Source organism: Moritella sp. 28 (assembly GCF_018219435.1).
In the GTDB taxonomy this organism is placed as follows: domain Bacteria; phylum Pseudomonadota; class Gammaproteobacteria; order Enterobacterales; family Moritellaceae; genus Moritella.
Genome location: NZ_CP056121.1, coordinates 178022 through 195809, shown reverse-complemented (window position 1 = coordinate 195809; position 17788 = coordinate 178022). Strand labels below are relative to the sequence as shown.

At 40.6% G+C, this 17788-nt stretch carries 16 protein-coding genes; 8 read left to right on the top strand and 8 right to left on the bottom strand.

The genetic code is table 11. The features are described 5' to 3' along the window. Positions 1–29: 29 nt before the first annotated feature. The 6 genes from HWV02_RS00925 (at position 30) to HWV02_RS00900 (ending at position 9504) form a co-directional block, all read left to right on the top strand. The gene (locus tag HWV02_RS00925; protein WP_211673668.1) at positions 30–668 is read left to right on the top strand and encodes a LuxR C-terminal-related transcriptional regulator; all 639 of its coding nucleotides are present in this window, start codon (positions 30–32) and stop codon (positions 666–668) included. Between the two features lie 229 nt (positions 669–897). After that, on the top strand, positions 898–3081 hold the full coding sequence (locus tag HWV02_RS00920) for a polysaccharide biosynthesis tyrosine autokinase (protein ID WP_211678093.1): 2184 nt from the start codon (positions 898–900) through the stop codon (positions 3079–3081). Between the two features lie 85 nt (positions 3082–3166). Beyond that, entirely contained in the window at positions 3167–4294 is a 1128-nt protein-coding gene (locus HWV02_RS00915; protein WP_255550575.1) for an outer membrane beta-barrel protein, read from the top strand. A gap of 18 nt (positions 4295–4312) precedes the next feature. After that, entirely contained in the window at positions 4313–4852 is a 540-nt protein-coding gene (locus HWV02_RS00910) for a polysaccharide biosynthesis/export family protein (RefSeq protein WP_211678091.1), read from the top strand. A gap of 64 nt (positions 4853–4916) precedes the next feature. After that, on the top strand, positions 4917–7766 hold the full coding sequence (gene uvrA, locus HWV02_RS00905; RefSeq protein ID WP_211689470.1) for an excinuclease ABC subunit UvrA: 2850 nt from the start codon (positions 4917–4919) through the stop codon (positions 7764–7766). Positions 7767–7794: 28 nt separating this feature from the next. After that, positions 7795–9504 carry a PglL family O-oligosaccharyltransferase gene (locus HWV02_RS00900; RefSeq protein ID WP_211678089.1) on the top strand — a complete coding sequence of 570 codons (1710 nt, stop codon included), beginning with the start codon at positions 7795–7797 and terminating at the stop codon, positions 9502–9504. Between the two features lie 133 nt (positions 9505–9637). Here the strand turns inward: HWV02_RS00900 and HWV02_RS00895 are convergent, their stop codons facing one another. From HWV02_RS00895 to bioH, 5 genes are all read right to left on the bottom strand, one after another. Continuing rightward, on the bottom strand, positions 9638–10756 hold the full coding sequence (locus HWV02_RS00895; RefSeq protein ID WP_211678088.1) for an alanine--glyoxylate aminotransferase family protein: 1119 nt from the start codon (positions 10754–10756) through the stop codon (positions 9638–9640). A 195-nt stretch (positions 10757–10951) separates the two neighbouring features. Beyond that, positions 10952–11545: a YhgN family NAAT transporter gene (locus tag HWV02_RS00890; protein WP_211675592.1), complete on the bottom strand. Its 594-nt coding sequence runs from the start codon at positions 11543–11545 to the stop codon at positions 10952–10954. A 292-nt stretch (positions 11546–11837) separates the two neighbouring features. Further along, positions 11838–12422 (bottom strand): DUF4202 domain-containing protein, encoded by a 585-nt coding sequence (locus tag HWV02_RS00885; protein WP_211678087.1) that lies wholly within the window; start codon positions 12420–12422, stop codon positions 11838–11840. 85 nt (positions 12423–12507) lie between these two features. After that, positions 12508–13230 (bottom strand): hypothetical protein, encoded by a 723-nt coding sequence (locus tag HWV02_RS00880; RefSeq protein ID WP_211678086.1) that lies wholly within the window; start codon positions 13228–13230, stop codon positions 12508–12510. Positions 13231–13376: 146 nt separating this feature from the next. Then, positions 13377–14213: a pimeloyl-ACP methyl ester esterase BioH gene (bioH, locus tag HWV02_RS00875; protein WP_211689468.1), complete on the bottom strand. Its 837-nt coding sequence runs from the start codon at positions 14211–14213 to the stop codon at positions 13377–13379. A gap of 65 nt (positions 14214–14278) precedes the next feature. Here bioH and HWV02_RS00870 point away from each other — a divergent pair, with 65 nt between their 5' ends. Together HWV02_RS00870 and nfuA are read left to right on the top strand one after the other, a co-directional pair. After that, entirely contained in the window at positions 14279–14995 is a 717-nt protein-coding gene (locus tag HWV02_RS00870) for a ComF family protein (RefSeq protein ID WP_211689466.1), read from the top strand. Between the two features lie 71 nt (positions 14996–15066). Beyond that, complete coding sequence (gene nfuA / locus HWV02_RS00865; protein ID WP_211673657.1) at positions 15067–15645, top strand: Fe-S biogenesis protein NfuA; 579 nt, start codon at positions 15067–15069, stop codon at positions 15643–15645. Between the two features lie 88 nt (positions 15646–15733). On the opposite strand, the gene gpsA is transcribed toward nfuA, so the two are convergent. The 3 genes from gpsA to HWV02_RS00850 all read right to left on the bottom strand — a co-directional run bounded on the left by gpsA (position 15734) and on the right by HWV02_RS00850 (position 17720). After that, positions 15734–16741, bottom strand: coding sequence for an NAD(P)H-dependent glycerol-3-phosphate dehydrogenase (gpsA, locus tag HWV02_RS00860; RefSeq protein WP_211678083.1), 1008 nt, complete (start codon positions 16739–16741; stop codon positions 15734–15736). Between the two features lie 3 nt (positions 16742–16744). Next, entirely contained in the window at positions 16745–17224 is a 480-nt protein-coding gene (gene secB, locus HWV02_RS00855; RefSeq protein WP_211678082.1) for a protein-export chaperone SecB, read from the bottom strand. 67 nt (positions 17225–17291) lie between these two features. Beyond that, positions 17292–17720 carry a rhodanese-like domain-containing protein gene (locus tag HWV02_RS00850; RefSeq protein WP_211678081.1) on the bottom strand — a complete coding sequence of 143 codons (429 nt, stop codon included), beginning with the start codon at positions 17718–17720 and terminating at the stop codon, positions 17292–17294. Between the last annotated feature and the right edge of the window lie 68 nt (positions 17721–17788).

Sequence of the window (17788 nt, the reverse complement as noted above, 5' to 3'; positions counted from 1 at the left end):
TCACAACACAAACTAAAGGATTTAGTCATATGTCGGATTACCCAAATGTAGTATTGCTGTCTCAACCGAGTCTACAAGTTGCCACTTTGGTTTCTTGTTTAAGAGCTAAACTCGATATACCTGTACAACAGTTACGTGAAGTAGCCGAAGTTGAACGCATCTCAATCGATGACAATTTATTATTACTCGTTGATACAGACAACCTCAGTGCAATCTCACAAGAGCAGCTAAAAAACAAATTAAAGCAATACCATGGTATGTTTCGCTTAGCCCTGATTAATTTGAGTGATGACACCACTATGGAGAACATTTCCACTTGGCCATCTATATTCGGCGTATTTAATAAGCGTGATGAACTCGATATCGTTTGCAAAGGCATACAAAAGATCACCGAAGGTGAATTCTGGATGCCACGACGTACACTCAGTTCATTGATCTCCATTTACCGCTCTACTAAAGCCGTTGATCTAGACCGAAAACCAGAACTCACAACACGTGAACAAGAGATCTTGCGTCAGCTAATGACGGGCTCATCAAATTTAGAGATTGCCGATGCGCTTTATGTCAGTGAGCACACGATCAAGTCACATTTATATAATGTATTCAAAAAGATAAAAGTAAAAAATCGCCTACAAGCGGTATCATGGGCAAAAGAAAATCTTATCTAATTAAAGCTGAGTTATTAAAACAATTAAACTCGAAACCTTAGACCAATGTAACTTAAAAGTCATATCTAATATGACTTTTTTTATACTTAAAATTAGATAAATTTATAACAACCTCAACCTGCTATGTTACATTTATGTTATAACTATGGTACTTCTAATACTAATTAATGAAAACGTATGGATACGTATGGATACGTAACCCTATCGCTCACCATTCAAAGGATCTGAAGTGGAGCAAAAATACGACACTCATAATAGGCTCCCACAGGGAGGCCAAGACGAAATTGATCTTACGCATCTCTTTAATATAATTAGGCGCTCGTTTTTACGAATCTGTGTTATCACCACCATTGTTAGCATTATTGCTGCCATTTTTATTTCTGACCTGCCACCTATTTATAAAGCCAGCACAGCTTTACAATTACAAATACAGCAAGCGAAGCCAATTGCCATCCAAGGTCTATTACAAAGCGATATAAACAACAAAGATGACTTCCAAACTCAAATTGAAATCTTACGTTCAGACGTGATCACCGAAAAAGTCATCACCAAACTCAATTTATCTCAACACCCTTATTACACACAAGATAAACCGAATAGTAAATTAAGCTTGATACTCGATAACATCATTCATTTTATATCACCAACAAAAAAACAAGCTAAGGTAATAAACCCACACGCTTTTATTGGCCAGATAAAATCAGCAGTGAATATATCACTCATTAAAAACACCCAATTACTCACCATCAGTTATGAGCATACCGTGCCAGAATTGGCCGCTTTAATCTCGAATACCTATGCCGATGTGTACATCCAACACAACCGTGATTTTCGGGTCCAACAAACAGTTACCGCATCACTTTGGCTTAAAGAAGGGGTGCAAGCGCTCAAAGATAACTTGAATACTGCAGAAAGTAATCTCACTCATTTCCTTCAACAAGAAAACTTAATTAATGACAGTGGCATTGATAATTTCACTGCAATAGAATTACAGAACCTCACCACTAAATTAAACTCGATTAGAAGTGAATTAATTGGTGCGCAAACCTTATATCGACAAATAAGCCAAGCGCAAAATTTAGACTTGCTCACCTCAACCTCAATCAAGGCATTATCCAATCACGCAGTGATAGTTGAATTAAGAAATGATTACACCCGAGCAAGGCACAGTATCGCCGAATTATCCAAACGCTATGGTCCACAACACGACAAAATGATCCAGGCAAATGCACAGCTCAGCGCCGCAGAAAAGAATGCCCAAAACGCCTTAAAACAACTGGCTCTCGGGTTTAAAAAAAATCTCAGCTTACTTGAACAAAATGAATCCGCCGTGATCGCAATATTAGAAAGTAAAAAAGCAGAACACCGCACCCTGATAAAACAAAAAGCACGTTATAAAGAACTCAACCGAGAGTTAACCTCGAGCAACGAACTGTATAATATGTTTTTAATGCGTTTGAAAGAAACAAACCTCACCAACAATCTTAACCTATCAACAGCTACGATCATCAATATCGCTAAAACGCCTTTATCCCCTTTTAAACCCAAACGCGCATTGATCTTAGTGCTCGTGATCTTATTAACATTAATGCTGTTAGTCGCGCATGCTCTACTACATGCGCTATTTTTTGTGAATCAAGACAATGTCACTAATCTACCAACGCCATTACTTGGCTCACTCCCCAACTTTAAAGCGATTGATAAAAAATTCCATCAACAATCGCCACAGCAATTATTTCTTAGCAATAAAATAATTTTTGAAGCCGCGCAAAATTTACGTACATCATTGCAATTGTCCGCCAAAACCAAGCAACCACAAGTCATCATGATCAGCTCCAACACTGTTGGCGAAGGGAAAAGTACATCCGCTATTTATCTCGCAATGGCGTTAGCACAATCCCACAGAACCCTTATTTTAGAGGCTGATTTACGTAGACCGTCAATAAGAAGAAAAATGGGGATCCCCAATAGCCAACGTGGATTAACTGATATTCTCAGTAAAAGTGGCAGTTTAAATAGCTATATATGGCGTGATCAACAAACCAATTTAGCCGTATTATCGGCAGGAGAGTTAACCGAAAGCCCATCCAATTTACTGAGCTCTACACGTTTTTCCAGTTGCCTGACCATTTTAAGATCGCAATATGATTATATTATTATTGATTCGCCACCAAGTCAGTTAGTCAGTGACGCATTAATTATTGGGCAACAATCTGATTTTAATATACTCGTGACCCGTGTAAACAACTCCAAGATTGGTGAGCTTAACAGCACCATCGAATTACTGGCAAAGCATGGCGTCAGTACCGATGGCATCATATTAAACCAAGAGTCATTAAAAAATGATAAACGCTATCAGTACCAATACCAGTATCACAATAAAAGTCAAAAGGAAATTGCACAGGCCTCATAGCCGTGCTTCATAACCAATGAAAATCTTAAAACACTTACTGCTAATAGTATCCTCTATATTAACTTTATTTCTATTCAGTTCTCGGGTGGCCGCGTCAGAGCTAAGTCTAGAGACAAGTTCAGAGCTTGGGTTTAACGTCATCCCCAGTCTTTCAATCAATTATAAACACGACGATAATATTACCAACACCAAAAATAATCAGCAGGCCTCTAACTTAATAGAGATAATGCCAGCATTACGTATTGAAGGACAAAAGTATAACAATAAATTCATTTTAGACTACACGGGACAGCAAGCTTTATATAGTGAAAACGCTGAGAACAATTATACTGACCACCAGCTTAAAGCCGAACTTAATAGAGCCTCGAATAGCCGTCATCAACTTGCTATTTCATACCAATTTAACCTTGCCCATGATGCCGTCAATACAGGAATATCAGAAGGTAATAAGCAAGTAACAGCGCCCTCCAGATTTTACAACCAGCAAGTTGCATTAAGTTATGTTTATGGCAGGCAATCTTCACAAGCCAGACTCAAACCTCGGTTTAGTTTTAATAATAAACGTTACGACAAGGATAACTCAAGTTACACACCCATGGCTGATTTCAACGAATATGACTACGGCCTCGCTTTTGACTATCACATCGGGGCTAGCTTAAATTTATTGCTTGATATCAGTAATCGCGTAAGCAATTACCAAGGCACCGCGAATCAAAAAGATAGTAATAATAGTCTGTTGTATACCGGTATACACTGGAACATAAGTGGTAAAACACAAGGTATTGTAAAAATAGGTTATGAGAAAATTAATTTCTCCGACAGTCATCGAGAATCTCAAGCTAACCCAAGCTGGGATATTGGTATTAATTGGCATCCAAAAACATATTCCATCTTCAACATCAATGCCACTCAAAAGATCACCAATGCTGTCACAGGGACAGACAGTATAGAAGCAAATCGAAAGTCAATAAGCTGGAAACACACCTGGCGTTATAATTTATCGAGTTCATTAGCTTATCAGCATCTCAATGAAACATACCAACACAGTGCTCGTGAAGATAAGAGCAATGCCATCAACCTCATGCTGTCTTATCAATTAAGGTATTGGCTTGCATTCGGTCTTAGCTATGAACATCAAAGTAAATCATCTTCAGAAGTTCACTTAGGCTATGACAAAAGTATTTATGGATTAACCAGTTCCCTCGTATTTTAAATGAAAGGAGTATTTAAAATGAAAGGCTACATACATTTACACCGCGCTATTGTCATCTTTATAGTATTGTTAGTGAATTCCGCTAAAGCCCACGAACAACACCACACTTATAAACTTGGTGCTGGCGATAAACTGTCTATTAAGATCTACGGCGAACCCGATCTAAGCATGTCCATATTAGTTGATACATCAGGTAGCATTGATTACCCCTACCTCGGTGAAATCAAAGTGGTCGGCTTAACCCTAGCCGAGATCAAACAAAAAATTTATCTTGGCTTAAAAGGGCCCTATTTAATCTCACCGAAGGTCATGGTCAGTATCGCGACTTTCCGCCAATTTTACATTAAAGGCGAAGTAAAGCGTCCCGGTGGATACCCGTTTAGACCCGGGTTAACTGTTGATAAGGCAATCGCACTAGCAGGTGGCTTCACTGAGCGGGCTGCAAAACAATCCATTATGCTGTCGAATAACAACGATCTAAACCTGACACTTAAGGTTGCACCTGGCGACCACGTGGCGCCTGACGACATTCTTAATATTGAAGAGAGTTTCTTCTAAAGTAATGCCTAACAAGCCCTAATATGCGATACTAATTGATTATTTTATGTAGTGTGAGTTATGTATGGATCAAATCATTGTTCGGGGCGCACGCACCCATAACCTTAAAGATATCAATGTTGAACTACCTCGCGATAAGCTGATTGTAATCACAGGGTTGTCGGGTTCAGGTAAGTCGTCATTAGCATTTGATACGCTTTATGCAGAAGGTCAACGCCGTTATGTAGAATCACTTTCTGCCTACGCCAGACAGTTTTTATCCTTGATGGAAAAGCCCGATGTCGATCATATTGAAGGTTTGTCACCGGCGATCTCTATCGAGCAAAAGTCCACGTCACATAATCCACGCTCAACAGTCGGTACTATCACCGAGATCTATGATTACCTGCGTTTGCTATTTGCTCGTGTCGGAGAGCCTCGCTGCCCAACCCATAATGCACCTTTAGCGGCACAAACCATTACCCAAATGGTAGATCATGTTTTGGAATTAGAGACCGGGCGTAAACTTATGCTGCTCGCGCCGATCGTGAAAGAACGTAAAGGTGAGCATGTTAAAACGCTGGCGGGCTTAGCCAGTCAAGGTTATATACGAGCACGCATCGATGGTGAAGTCTGCGATCTATCCGATCCGCCAGCTTTAGATCTACATAAAAAGCACACCATTGAAGTTGTCATCGATCGTTTTAAAGTTCGTGATGATCTACAATTACGTCTATCCGAGTCTTTTGAAACCGCACTAAACTTATCAGGCGGCACCGCTTACATTGTCGATATGGATGAAAGCGATGCAGAACCGATCGTCTTTTCAGCTAACTTTGCTTGCCCACATTGTGGTTACAGCATGGCAGAGCTTGAACCAAGGATCTTCTCATTCAACAATCCAGCAGGTGCTTGTCATACCTGTGATGGGCTTGGTGTTCAACAATACTTTGATCACGATCGTGTTATCATTAATGCTGATCTGAGCCTCTCAGGTGGCGCGATCCGTGGTTGGGATAAACGTAATTTTTATTACTTCCAAATGCTCAGCTCACTGGCGAAATACTACAAGTTTGATTTGACTAAACCATTTAATTCATTAGCCAGTGAAGTACAAGGTTATATTCTGCAAGGCAGTGGCGAGCAAGAAATTGAATTTAACTATGTGAATGATCGCGGTGATATCGTCGTTCGCTGCCACGCTTTCGAAGGCATCATTCCGAATATGCAGCGCCGTTACAAAGAAACCGAATCGAATGCGGTACGTGAAGAACTTGGTAAATACTTAACCACTAAGTCTTGCGAGACCTGTTCAGGTTCTCGTCTACGTCAAGAAGCTCGCCACGTTTACATTCAAGAAACCACCTTACCAGAAGTGTCGCATATGGCCATAGGTGAAGCATTCGAATTCTTTTCCAAAATGGCGCTACCAGGTCAAAAAGGCCAGATAGCCGAAAAGATCCTTAAAGAGATTGGTGATCGTCTTGGCTTCTTAGTCAATGTAGGTCTGAATTATTTAAGCCTAGAGCGCAGCGCCGAAACGCTATCTGGCGGTGAAGCACAGCGTATTCGTCTTGCTAGCCAAATTGGTGCTGGTCTGGTTGGCGTGATGTACGTGCTCGATGAACCTTCGATCGGTTTGCACCAACGAGATAATGAACGCTTATTACAAACCCTGATCCATCTACGTGATCTTGGCAATACAGTGATAGTGGTTGAACACGATGAAGATGCGATCCGTGCGGCCGATTATGTCCTAGATATTGGTCCAGGTGCTGGTGTGCATGGTGGCGAGATCGTGGCACGAGGTAACGTGGATGATATCTTGAAAAGTGAAAACTCACTGACCGCCGATTATCTCAGTGGTCGTAAAGCAATTGAGATCCCAGCGCAACGTACACCATTAACCGACAAATGGGTTCATTTAAAAGGAGCAAGTGGCAACAACCTTAAAAATGTTGATTTGTCCGTGCCAGTTGGCGTAATGACCTGTGTAACAGGTGTGTCAGGTTCAGGTAAATCAACCCTCATTAATGATACCTTCTTTAAGATCGCGCATATTGAATTGAACGGCGCAACGGTGACAGTCCCTTCACCTTACACCTCCATTGAAGGTTTAGATCAGCTTGATAAAGTTGTCGACATTGATCAAAGTCCAATCGGCCGAACCCCGCGTTCTAACCCTGCAACTTATACTGGTATTTTCACCGCTATCCGCGAGATCTTTGCCGGAACACAAGAAGCACGTTCGCGTGGTTATAAACCAGGTCGATTTAGTTTTAACGTGAAAGGCGGTCGCTGTGAAGCTTGCCAAGGTGATGGTCTAATTAAAGTAGAAATGCACTTCTTACCTGATGTTTATGTCCCTTGTGACAACTGCAAAAGCCAACGTTATAACCGTGAAACATTAGAAGTCCGCTACAAAGGCAAAAATATTCACGAAGTATTAAATATGACCGTCGAAGAAGCGAATACCTTCTTTGCACCAATCCCACCTATCGCACGTAAGTTACAAACCTTAATGGATGTAGGTCTGTCTTACATACGCCTCGGTCAGTCTGCGACGACGTTATCTGGTGGTGAAGCACAACGCGTGAAACTAGCGAAAGAGTTATCAAAACGCGATACAGGCCAAACTTTGTATATCTTAGACGAACCAACGACAGGTTTGCATTTTCATGATATTAAATTACTCATGAAAGTATTACATCGCTTACGCGATCACGGTAATACTATCGTCATTATTGAGCATAACCTTGATGTCGTGAAGACAGCAGATTGGGTGATCGATCTCGGTCCAGAAGGTGGCAGCGGCGGTGGTGAGATTCTTGTCGCCGGAACACCGGAAACCGTATCTGAACATCCAGACAGTCATACTGCACGTTTTCTAAAACCCATGTTAGAACGCGCAAAACAACTGAGTACTTTCAACTAACAGAATAATATCAACAAAGAGTCATAGTATGAATCTAACAACATTGAAAAAAGGATTTTTCATTACGTTCGCCGTGTATATGTTGATCGGGATGCATTATTTTCAACATAACGGCGGCGGTTCAGGACTGCACTTGCCTTTTAATGCGATTGGTTGGATGTTTATTTCAACCTTAATCGGCATTGGTTTGTGGCAAGCGACATTACAAGCGAAACTGGTTTACTCCCAAATGAGCTTACTGTTTATCGCTGCCACGCTAGTCATGCTACTACCGGTATTATATGCCGACCCTATCGTTGCTGGTCTCAGTTATACCCGCTTATTTGGTTTAGTCGGTGGTTTACTGTTTTTTGTTGCTCTGCAGCAATTACAGCTTACTCAGCAACAACGCCTGACGCTATTATATTTAATTTTAGGCGCCGTATTTATCGAGGCACTGTTTAGTCTCGTCCAATACTATTTGCTACCGGTTAATAATACCCTTGGTTATCATAAAAGCGCCAATCGTCCCTATGGTATTTTTCAACAACCCAATGTCTCTGCTTCATTTTTAACAACAGGTATTGCCCTCGCTTTATACCTGCTGACACAAACTAAATTGGATGAAAAAAAGAAACGTCTATTTTGCTATATCACCACTTTCATGGCCATTATTCCCGTTGTATTGCTGCAATCTCGAACTGGTTACCTATCATTATTAATTGCACCGGCGCTCATGTTACCTTGGGTGTGGCAACAATTACGGGAGTCTGAACAATCAGAAAGTCTGTTAATTTGGTTAGTTTGTAGTGTTATCGCTGTTGCCATTGGTGCTTACTCGTTAGAAACCGCAAACAAAGTAGCGCGTTCTGCAGCCGCGCTAACAGATCCAGGCGCACGCGTGCCTATCTATCTACATGGGTTAGCTATGTGGTTAGAGAAACCTTTCCTCGGTTGGGGTTACGGTAGCTTTGAAGTCGCGTATCTCAATTCGTACAGCCAAGCACTGAGCCAAGGGCTGGCATTACCTGGATCACCAGAAAATCTTGACCACCCACATAATGAATTATTATATTGGGGTATCGAAGGTGGCCTTGTTGCATTAGCTGGGATCGCGTTATTAATGATTGGTTTCTTACGTATTATCGTCAAGCAGCCATTATGGCAAGCGATGGCGTTATTAGGACTGGTATTTCCATTGGTTTTACATAGCCAGACAGAATATCCGTTTTATCATGCCGTCGTGCATTGGGTGGTATTCTTAACCTTGGTTTGGTATATCTGCAGTCGTTATAGCAATACCAAAACAATCAAATTTAGTTACACCTTTTTATTGCGTACCTTAGCATTATTTATCCCCTTAGTTACGGGGTTATTTATGCTAACGACATTGCATACGAATAAATTGTTAACCCAATATGAGCGCAGTGATCGCAGTAATATAACGCCACTGACAAAAGTCGTCAATCCAGTCGCTTGGATCACACGATTAGAGTTCAACACTATGATGTATCGCTTGCAAATCGCGATATACAATAACGATATAGCAGAGCTGAATCACTATATGGATTGGGCTGCTGAGATCTCACAGAAAACACCAAGAGCAAATATTTATATTAATTGGGTTCGCGCATTAGCAAAATTAGGCAAAAAAGAAGAATCAGCGATACTGTTAAAACAAACTGTACTTCTCTACCCAACGAATAAATTAGTGCAGAAATTTGCAGCGAGTCAGGCTAACACCACTTATTTTCAATAGCTGAAAGTGAAGGTCATTAAGGCAATACTAAAAAAGCCACGTTCCATTATTCATGAAGCGTGGCTTTTCATATTAAATCAGTTTCACTAGCCCTTAGCTGCTACAGCATTAGCTAGCCGTATTTAACGTATTTTTAGTTCAAGGTTTCTTCTAAGGCACGTAAACACAATGCAACATTTTCACCGCGCGCCGCATAACCCATTAAACCAATACGCCATGCTTTACCTGCGAATGCACCCAGACCGGCACCGATTTCAAGGTTATAGGTTTGTAATAATTGGTTACGCACAGCAGCATCATCAACACCGTCAGGAATAACGACCGTATTTAGCTGTGGTAAACGGCACGCTTCATCAACAATAAACTCGATGCCCATTTTTTCTAAACCAGCACGTAATGCTAAATGTTGCTGTGCATGACGTTCCCATGCACTCTCTAAGCCTTCAGTTTGTAATTGCACTAATGATTCATGTAATGCATATAGGGTATTTACCGGCGCAGTATGGTGATAAGTACGTTTACCTTCACCTGACCAATAGCTCATCACAAGCGTTTGATCTAAGAACCAACTTTGGACAGGTACAGACCGGTTTTGAATTCTTTCAACGGCTGCAGGACTGAAGCTCACCGGAGAGATACCCGGGACACAAGACAAGCACTTTTGAGTACCAGAATAAATGGCATCAATGCCCCAATCATCCACATACAAAGGCACGCCACCGAGTGACGTCACCGCATCAACAATCGATAAGCAATCATATTGCCTTGCTAGTGCACAAAGAGTCTTGGCATCAGAAAGTACACCTGTTGATGTTTCAGCATGTACAAATGCGACAATTTTCGCATCAGGATGGGCTTTTAACGCCGCTTCAAGTTTTTCTGGATCAACGGGTTTGCCCCATTCATCTTCTACTTTAACCAGTACGCCACCAGAGCGTGTTACGTTTTCAGCCATACGATTACCAAACACACCGTTGATACATACAATGACTTTATCACCAGGCTCAATCAAATTCACAAAGCAAGTTTCCATGCCTGCAGAACCAGGAGCTGAAACCGCCATAGTACAAGGATTCTTGGTTTGAAATGCATACTGCAGCAATTCTTTTACTTCATCCATCATTTTTACAAATGTCGGGTCAAGATGACCAACGGTCGGACGACTTAATGCTTGTAATACGTTCGGATAAACATCTGAAGGACCAGGTCCCATCAAAGTACGTTGTGGTGGATAAAAAGAGGTAATGCTCATTCAATTTCCTTGTCATATTGTGAGAACCAGTAATCAGAAGCAGTGTACCTAAATGACCCTGCCTTTGTCCTACGTTCTAAACTATCTGTTAAGCTTACTTAGATATTAAGATAGATTAATTTACCATTGCGACGGCGTATTGCAAACAACAATGCAAACTTTTGTTTACAATAACCTCACAAGAATAGTGTTCAATTAGCTTACTGTGGCAAGATAATCAGCAATACCATCCAGTAACATCTGTACCGATATCATCACCAATAACATTCCCATCAATCGCTCTACAGCGGCTAAGCCTTTCTCGCCGAGAATACGATTAAACCCTTCATAGAACATTAAAATAAAGGCACTTAGCCCCCATGCAATGAGTAACGCTGCAGACCATTCAAACATTTTGTCAGGGTCTTGATGGGCTAATAATAATAACGCTGCAAGGATTGAGGGCCCCGCTAATAACGGGATCGCCATTGGTACAATAAACGGTTCTTCACCTGCGGCTAGGCCCGTTAACCCACCTTCAGTCGGGAAGATCATCTTAATTGCGATCAAGAACAGAATAATACCACCGGCGATACTCACCGCTTCTTGTTTTAGACTTAAAAAACCAAGGATCCTTTCACCTAAGAATAAGAATAACAGCATCACAAACAGTGCAATTAATAATTCTCGTACCATGACAGCACGTCGACGTTTTTTATCTATGTGTTTTAAAATAGACAAAAATATCGGTAAATTACCTAACGGGTCCATGATCAAAAATAGCATCACCGCGGCCGAGATTATTTCCATTTGCATTAACTTTAACTCCCTAAATCATCCAATTAACCGAATGTAATTGCTAAGCTCAATATACCAGAGAGATTATAGATATAAAGCATTTAATTAGCAGATAATAACAAATAAGAACACGATTAAAACAGTGATAAAAGCTAACACTAAACAGGTATGTTTACGGGATTTAGCATGTTCAATTGGCAGCATTAAAGAAGAAGAGTAAACGAACTAGGCAGTAAGAATCATTATCCACTGCAACTCAAGTAAGCTGCAGTGAATTAGCAGTATTAAATCTAGCAGAAAAATATTAACCGAGCGCTTTAGCCAACAAAGCCTGTTGATCAGGTGTAAACGGTAATTTCAGTGCCGCGTCATGGCCTTTTTCAGACATTTTAGCCCAAGTCTTTTGCACAATAACAATCAGTTTTTCGGGTGTATGCTTTTCTGAAAACGCGGTAAAGTAATATTTTAAAAAGACTAAACAAATAACATCTTCTAGCGCTTGTACTTGTGAGTCACGTTTTAATTTTTCTTTACGCAACATACGACCAATTGCTTGTACTTCATCTTGAGCACAACCTACCTTTTCTGCAATTGCCATTGCTTCTTCGGCGTGTAAACGGCCTAATGATTGACGCCATTTATTGTAGCCTTCGCGCCCAAGTGGATGCTCACTACGAGGAATACTCCAACGTTTAATATGTTGTGCACGCGCGGCTATTTGTAATGCAGTCGATGCTTCAGGTATAAATTCAGCCAGGCACTCGCTCATGCGCACACCGTATAACCATTCTTTTGGTTGTGCTATTCCATCTACAATTTCACTGACTGGATCACACTGATTTATTTCATCAATTAATTGTATTGCTTGCTGTATCCGTTGCTCTGACATGACATCCTCGTTATTAGTATGGTTATAAAGTCCATACTAGCAAAGCACACAGAAAGTTACTGATAAACTCACAATAAATATAAGATTATTCTTGCTGATCGATCTGTGATGGTGCTTTAGGCTCTATATTTTCACCATAAAAATACCCCACAACAGCGCCAGCTAATTTGGATTTTGCCGATACAGACTCTGTTGTTACGTCCATATCATCATCAAAAGAAGAAGCGAAAAGATCATCCAGTGCGACAACGTGAGAATGCACATTTTCACCTTTTAATACGCCAGTTTCACCTGGTAGTTGTGCCGCTAGCACTTTAACTTCATCAAGTTCCTTTAACCGTAATAGATCAGCCAGCGCCGTTTTTATAATGTGGTTTATTTCGGCAAGTTGTTGACGATCGCCAACCTTGAGGGTCGGTTTAGCTAAGATAGCCTGTCGTAGTAACAAAACTTCAGCAATAATCGTTTCAGGCGGATTCGTCATATCAATCGATAATACGATACTTGAAAAATCATCAACTCGCGTTTCACCTTCTTGAGAAACATGACCGAGTACGATCACCTCATCATCATCTAGCGTCAACGCAGATGGATCTCCGGCTTGTTTTTTCTTGCTATCAGGATCATTTTTCTTCGGGTTATAATTAATAAGGTCTTTGTCTGTGGTGCTGTCATTTGTTGAAGCTGACGCACCATCGGGGGTGATCGCAGGCGTGATCTCGCGCTTTTCTGCATCCCGTTCCACTGCCGCTGTGGTTGGGTTTAACGCATTGGGAATACCCGTAGGAGGAGGAATAACTAATACCATATGCTAGCGCCCCCCTTAGTAATATCCATACGGCGCAGGTAACGAATCGTAGCGTGTGACTGTATGAACATATCTTTCCCTCATTATCATAAATAACGGCTCAACAGTACATCCAAAATAATAACATGAGTGGCTGCTATTTGAGTTTATAACGAATGATTGATAAATGCCTGCAGTTTATTCACAAAAAGAGTGGGTTCTGAAATAAAAGGCGCATGTGAAGACGCTTTAAATATAAGACTCGGTGATTGCGGTAAATAACGGTCCATCCACACCACTGTCGCTTGTGGTACCAGCGAATCTAAGCGCCCATAACAACGATAAAATGGCATTGTTAATGAAGCTAACTGCACGCGTAAGTCCACTGTCTCTAATAATCGTAAACCGTTACTTAATGCTTGTTCATGCGGCTGCGGACGTGCAGCTAATAAAGACTTTAACTGTTTAATGTCTTGTTTCGCCGTTTCACTGCCCATCGCTTGAATGGCTAAAAAACGATTAATAGTTTGTGATAGATTCTGTTTTAGCTGTTGTTGGAATTGCACTAATACATTTTCAGCAATACCAGCCCAAGCAGCTAATTCACTCACTTGTGATGTTGCCATAAATTTTGGTGAACTGGCAACTGTCACCAATGCAGAAACTCGTTGGGGATGCGCTAGCGCAAAATGAGTAGCACACAACCCACCCAACGACCAACCCAACAAAACGGCATTGTCAGGTACAACTTTAACTAATGCATCAGTAATATCAGCCAGCGACTGACTCGCAAGATAACTATCATGACTAAAGCCAAAACCAGGTAGATCAACTAAATGTAATCGATAGTGCGCAGATAGTAACGGAACAATAGATTGCCAACACGCACTATTTAATCCCCAACCATGTAATAACACTAAGTCTGGGCCGTCACCGACAATATCGACATGTAACTCTGTGTTGCCGCTTACACTTTTAATTTTTGTGGCTAAGACTTCTGACATATTTCTCTACACTTGACGAATTATTTAGCCATGAGGATATACTAATCAAACGAGTAGATATAGCCATGATCCGCAAACTAAGCATGATACTATTACAGCCTCGTTGTTACTTATGTGATATGCCCATCGATAATCTACAACCTTTTCTGTGTTTATTATGCCAACAGGAATTACCCTATTTACCGGTATCAAGCTGCTATCGTTGCGCGCTTCCACTCACTATAAATCAACAAGGTCAATGTCATGAGTGCATAAACCAAGAGCCACCTTGGCAAAGATTAATTGCCTCGATGAACTACAGTTTGGAATGCCAGTACTTAATTAAACAATATAAATTTTCGCAACAGCCACAACTACACTTACTGTTTTCCCAGCTAATAAGTCGTAGCGTCAGTAACAACGTCATCCAGCATAATTACAGTTTACCAGAGGCATTACTATCTATCCCTTTACATAAAAAGCGCCTCGCAAAACGAGGTTATAACCAAGCCTATCTACTCGCCCAAGATCTTGCAAAACAACTGCAAATACCGCTAATCGCAGAGAAAAAATTTATTCGCACTAAAAATACCAAAGCACAAGCTAAGCAAACAGCGGCTGAGCGTAGCAACAATATGCACAATGCATTTCAAGTCACACAAGCTATTACAGTTAAACATGTTGCAATTATTGATGATGTAGTAACAACAGGTGAAACAATGAAAACAGCTTGCAAGGCTTTATTTACAGCAGGGGTAGAACGTATCGATATATGGTGTATTGCCAGAACATTAGCGGATTAGTGGTTTCTAATCAGGAATAGCGTTACAATTAAAGACATAGTGAATTAGTCGGGTATGACAAAGAGGACATCATGATAACAATTACTGAAGCGGCACAAACTCATTTTGTAAAATTACTTAGCAACCAAAAAGACGGCACTAACATTCGTGTATTCGTCGTTAATCCAGGCACAGCAAATGCAGAGTGTGGCGTATCATATTGTCCACCTGAAGCAATTGAAAGTACTGATATTGTATTACCATTCAGTGGTTTTGATGCATTAATTGATGACATGAGCAAACCATTCTTAACCGATGCTTATATCGATTTTGTTACGGACAAAATGGGTTCTCAATTAACACTTAAAGCGCCTAACGCAAAAATAAGAGCTGTTGCAGATGATGCACCACTAACAGAACGCGTTGACTATGTGATCCAAACTGAAGTTAACCCACAATTAGCAGGACATGGCGGTAACGTTGTATTAACTGAAATCACGGATGATGGCATTGCTATCTTACAGTTCGGTGGTGGTTGTAATGGTTGTAGCCAAGTAGACTTTACGTTGAAAGAAGGGATAGAAAAACAGTTACTAGAATTGTTCCCTGAAGAACTAACAGCTGTTAAAGATGCAACAGAACACCAAGCTGGTGAGCATTCTTACTACTAAGCTTTAATCAATTAAGCACAGCTAACATTAAACGATAGAATAAATAAAAAGTGACGGTCTTGACCGTCACTTTTTTAATTAAAACTGATTATTCGCCTTTTTTATCACGTGCTAATAATGCTAAAGCCGCTTCTTTTGGAAGCTTATTCTCATATAACACTTGATATATTTGCTCCGTAATTGGCATTTCCACGCCAAGACGCGCAGATAACAAATAAACTTCTTTGGTATTACGATAGCCTTCAACAACTTGACCAATCTCAACTTGTGCTTCATCAACGCCTTTACCTGCACCCAGTGCAAGACCAAAACGACGATTTCGACTTTGATTATCAGTACAGGTTAGTACCAAATCACCCAAGCAAGACATACCCATGAAGGTATTTTTTTCTGCACCTAATGCTTCACCAAGACGACATAACTCAGTCAAACCGCGAGTAATTAATGCAGTACGAGCATTCGCACCAAAACCAAGTCCATCAGATAAACCAGCGCCAATAGCAATCACGTTTTTAACCGCGCCGCCAAGTTGCACGCCAATAAAATCATTATTGGTATAAGTACGTAAACTACGGCCACAATGCAATAAGTGTGAGATATCATCAGCAAATTTAGGATCCGTTGACGAGATACTGATTGCAGTTGGTAAACCAGCAGCTAGCTCTTTCGCAAATGTAGGTCCAGAAAGTACAGCTAATGGATAACTACTGCCAAGAATATCTGTTGCAACATCTTGCAATAGACGTCCGGTTTCAGCTTCTAGTCCTTTTGTAGCCCAAGATATACGCGAGTCTTCACGTAAAAATGGTTTAATCTGCTTTAATACATCACCAAAAACATGGCTCGGTACCACAATCAGAATATCGCGACTTGCGGCCACAGCTTGTTCAAGGTCCGCATCCAATACCAAAGCATCAGGAAAAGCGATACCCGGTAAGTAAGTTTCATTACAGCGCGCTTTAGCAAGTTCGGCAACATGCAGTGGATTATGACCCCACAACACGGTTTTGTTACCATTACGTGCTAAGGACATCGCTAATGAAGTGCCGTAAGAACCAGCACCCAGAACGGTAATCAAAGCGGTATCAGTCGCCATCACTTAAGAGTCCAGTTTTTGCTCTGCAAGAGCAGGTTCTTCAGCTGCTTGTTGCGCTTGTTGAACATAAGATGCAAATAATGCATCAAAGTTAACTGGCGCAAGATTAAGCTGCGGGAAAGAACCACGGCTCACTAAGCTAGCAATTGTTTCACGTGCATATGGGAATAAGATATTTGGACAGAAAGCACCTAGACAATGTGCTAATTGACCTTCGCTTAATTCACCAACAGTAAAGATACCTGCTTGTTGAACTTCACATAAGAAAGCCACTGTGTCGCCATCTTTAGCTGTCACAGTAAGTGATAATACAACTTCAAATACACCTTCACCAAGCTTAGAGCTACGAGTATCTAGATCTAATTTAACTTCAGGTTTCCATTCTTGTTGAAAAATCGCAGGAGAGTTAGGGCATTCAAAAGATACGTCTTTGATGTAAACACGTTGGATATTAAATTCTTGTTGGCTTGCTGATTCTGACATAAGTAAATTCCAATATTTATAGATTCAAACTGAGTAATTAATTTTTTAGTGAGCTGATTAGTAACTGTTATTTCTTAACAGTCGGTAAGTTTGCGTCTTGCCAACTTGCCATACCACCAGATAAATTATAAACAGTCGTAAAGTCCATTTTCGCTAGGCGATTTGCAGCGCGACCTGAACTCATTCCTGTATCACACATAACGATGATTGGGGTGTTTTTGTATTTTTCAATCATTGATAGCTTATTTGCTTCAATATCAGCAACTGGAACGTTAATTGCGTTTAAAATATGTGACTTACGATAGTTTTCTGCAGCACGTACATCAACAACAATAGCATTTTCTTTATTCATTAAAGCGGTCGCTTCATGATTGTTTACCGACTTAACTTTAGACATGGCACTTGAGCCAAATGAATAAATAAGGAAACCAGCGATAGCGACCCAAGCGAGAGATAAGGCTGGATTATTCGAAGCAAATTCAATATATTCTTGCATGTGATTATGACTCTAAAATTTAATAATAAAGGATTATTCTCAACGGAGTATACATGTGACAAGGAATA

Coding starts and splice junctions, on each gene's coding strand:
- nfuA (WP_211673657.1), top strand. CDS start 15,067: ATGATAACAATTACTGAAGCGGCACAAACTCATTTTGTAAAATTACTT.
- HWV02_RS00925 (WP_211673668.1), top strand. CDS start 30: ATGTCGGATTACCCAAATGTAGTATTGCTGTCTCAACCGAGTCTACAA.
- HWV02_RS00885 (WP_211678087.1), bottom strand. CDS start 12,422: ATGTCAGAGCAACGGATACAGCAAGCAATACAATTAATTGATGAAATA.
- uvrA (WP_211689470.1), top strand. CDS start 4,917: ATGGATCAAATCATTGTTCGGGGCGCACGCACCCATAACCTTAAAGAT.
- HWV02_RS00870 (WP_211689466.1), top strand. CDS start 14,279: ATGATCCGCAAACTAAGCATGATACTATTACAGCCTCGTTGTTACTTA.
- HWV02_RS00900 (WP_211678089.1), top strand. CDS start 7,795: ATGAATCTAACAACATTGAAAAAAGGATTTTTCATTACGTTCGCCGTG.
- bioH (WP_211689468.1), bottom strand. CDS start 14,213: ATGTCAGAAGTCTTAGCCACAAAAATTAAAAGTGTAAGCGGCAACACA.
- gpsA (WP_211678083.1), bottom strand. CDS start 16,741: ATGGCGACTGATACCGCTTTGATTACCGTTCTGGGTGCTGGTTCTTAC.
- HWV02_RS00890 (WP_211675592.1), bottom strand. CDS start 11,545: ATGGAAATAATCTCGGCCGCGGTGATGCTATTTTTGATCATGGACCCG.
- secB (WP_211678082.1), bottom strand. CDS start 17,224: ATGTCAGAATCAGCAAGCCAACAAGAATTTAATATCCAACGTGTTTAC.
- HWV02_RS00895 (WP_211678088.1), bottom strand. CDS start 10,756: ATGAGCATTACCTCTTTTTATCCACCACAACGTACTTTGATGGGACCT.
- HWV02_RS00880 (WP_211678086.1), bottom strand. CDS start 13,230: ATGGTATTAGTTATTCCTCCTCCTACGGGTATTCCCAATGCGTTAAAC.
- HWV02_RS00850 (WP_211678081.1), bottom strand. CDS start 17,720: ATGCAAGAATATATTGAATTTGCTTCGAATAATCCAGCCTTATCTCTC.
- HWV02_RS00910 (WP_211678091.1), top strand. CDS start 4,313: ATGAAAGGCTACATACATTTACACCGCGCTATTGTCATCTTTATAGTA.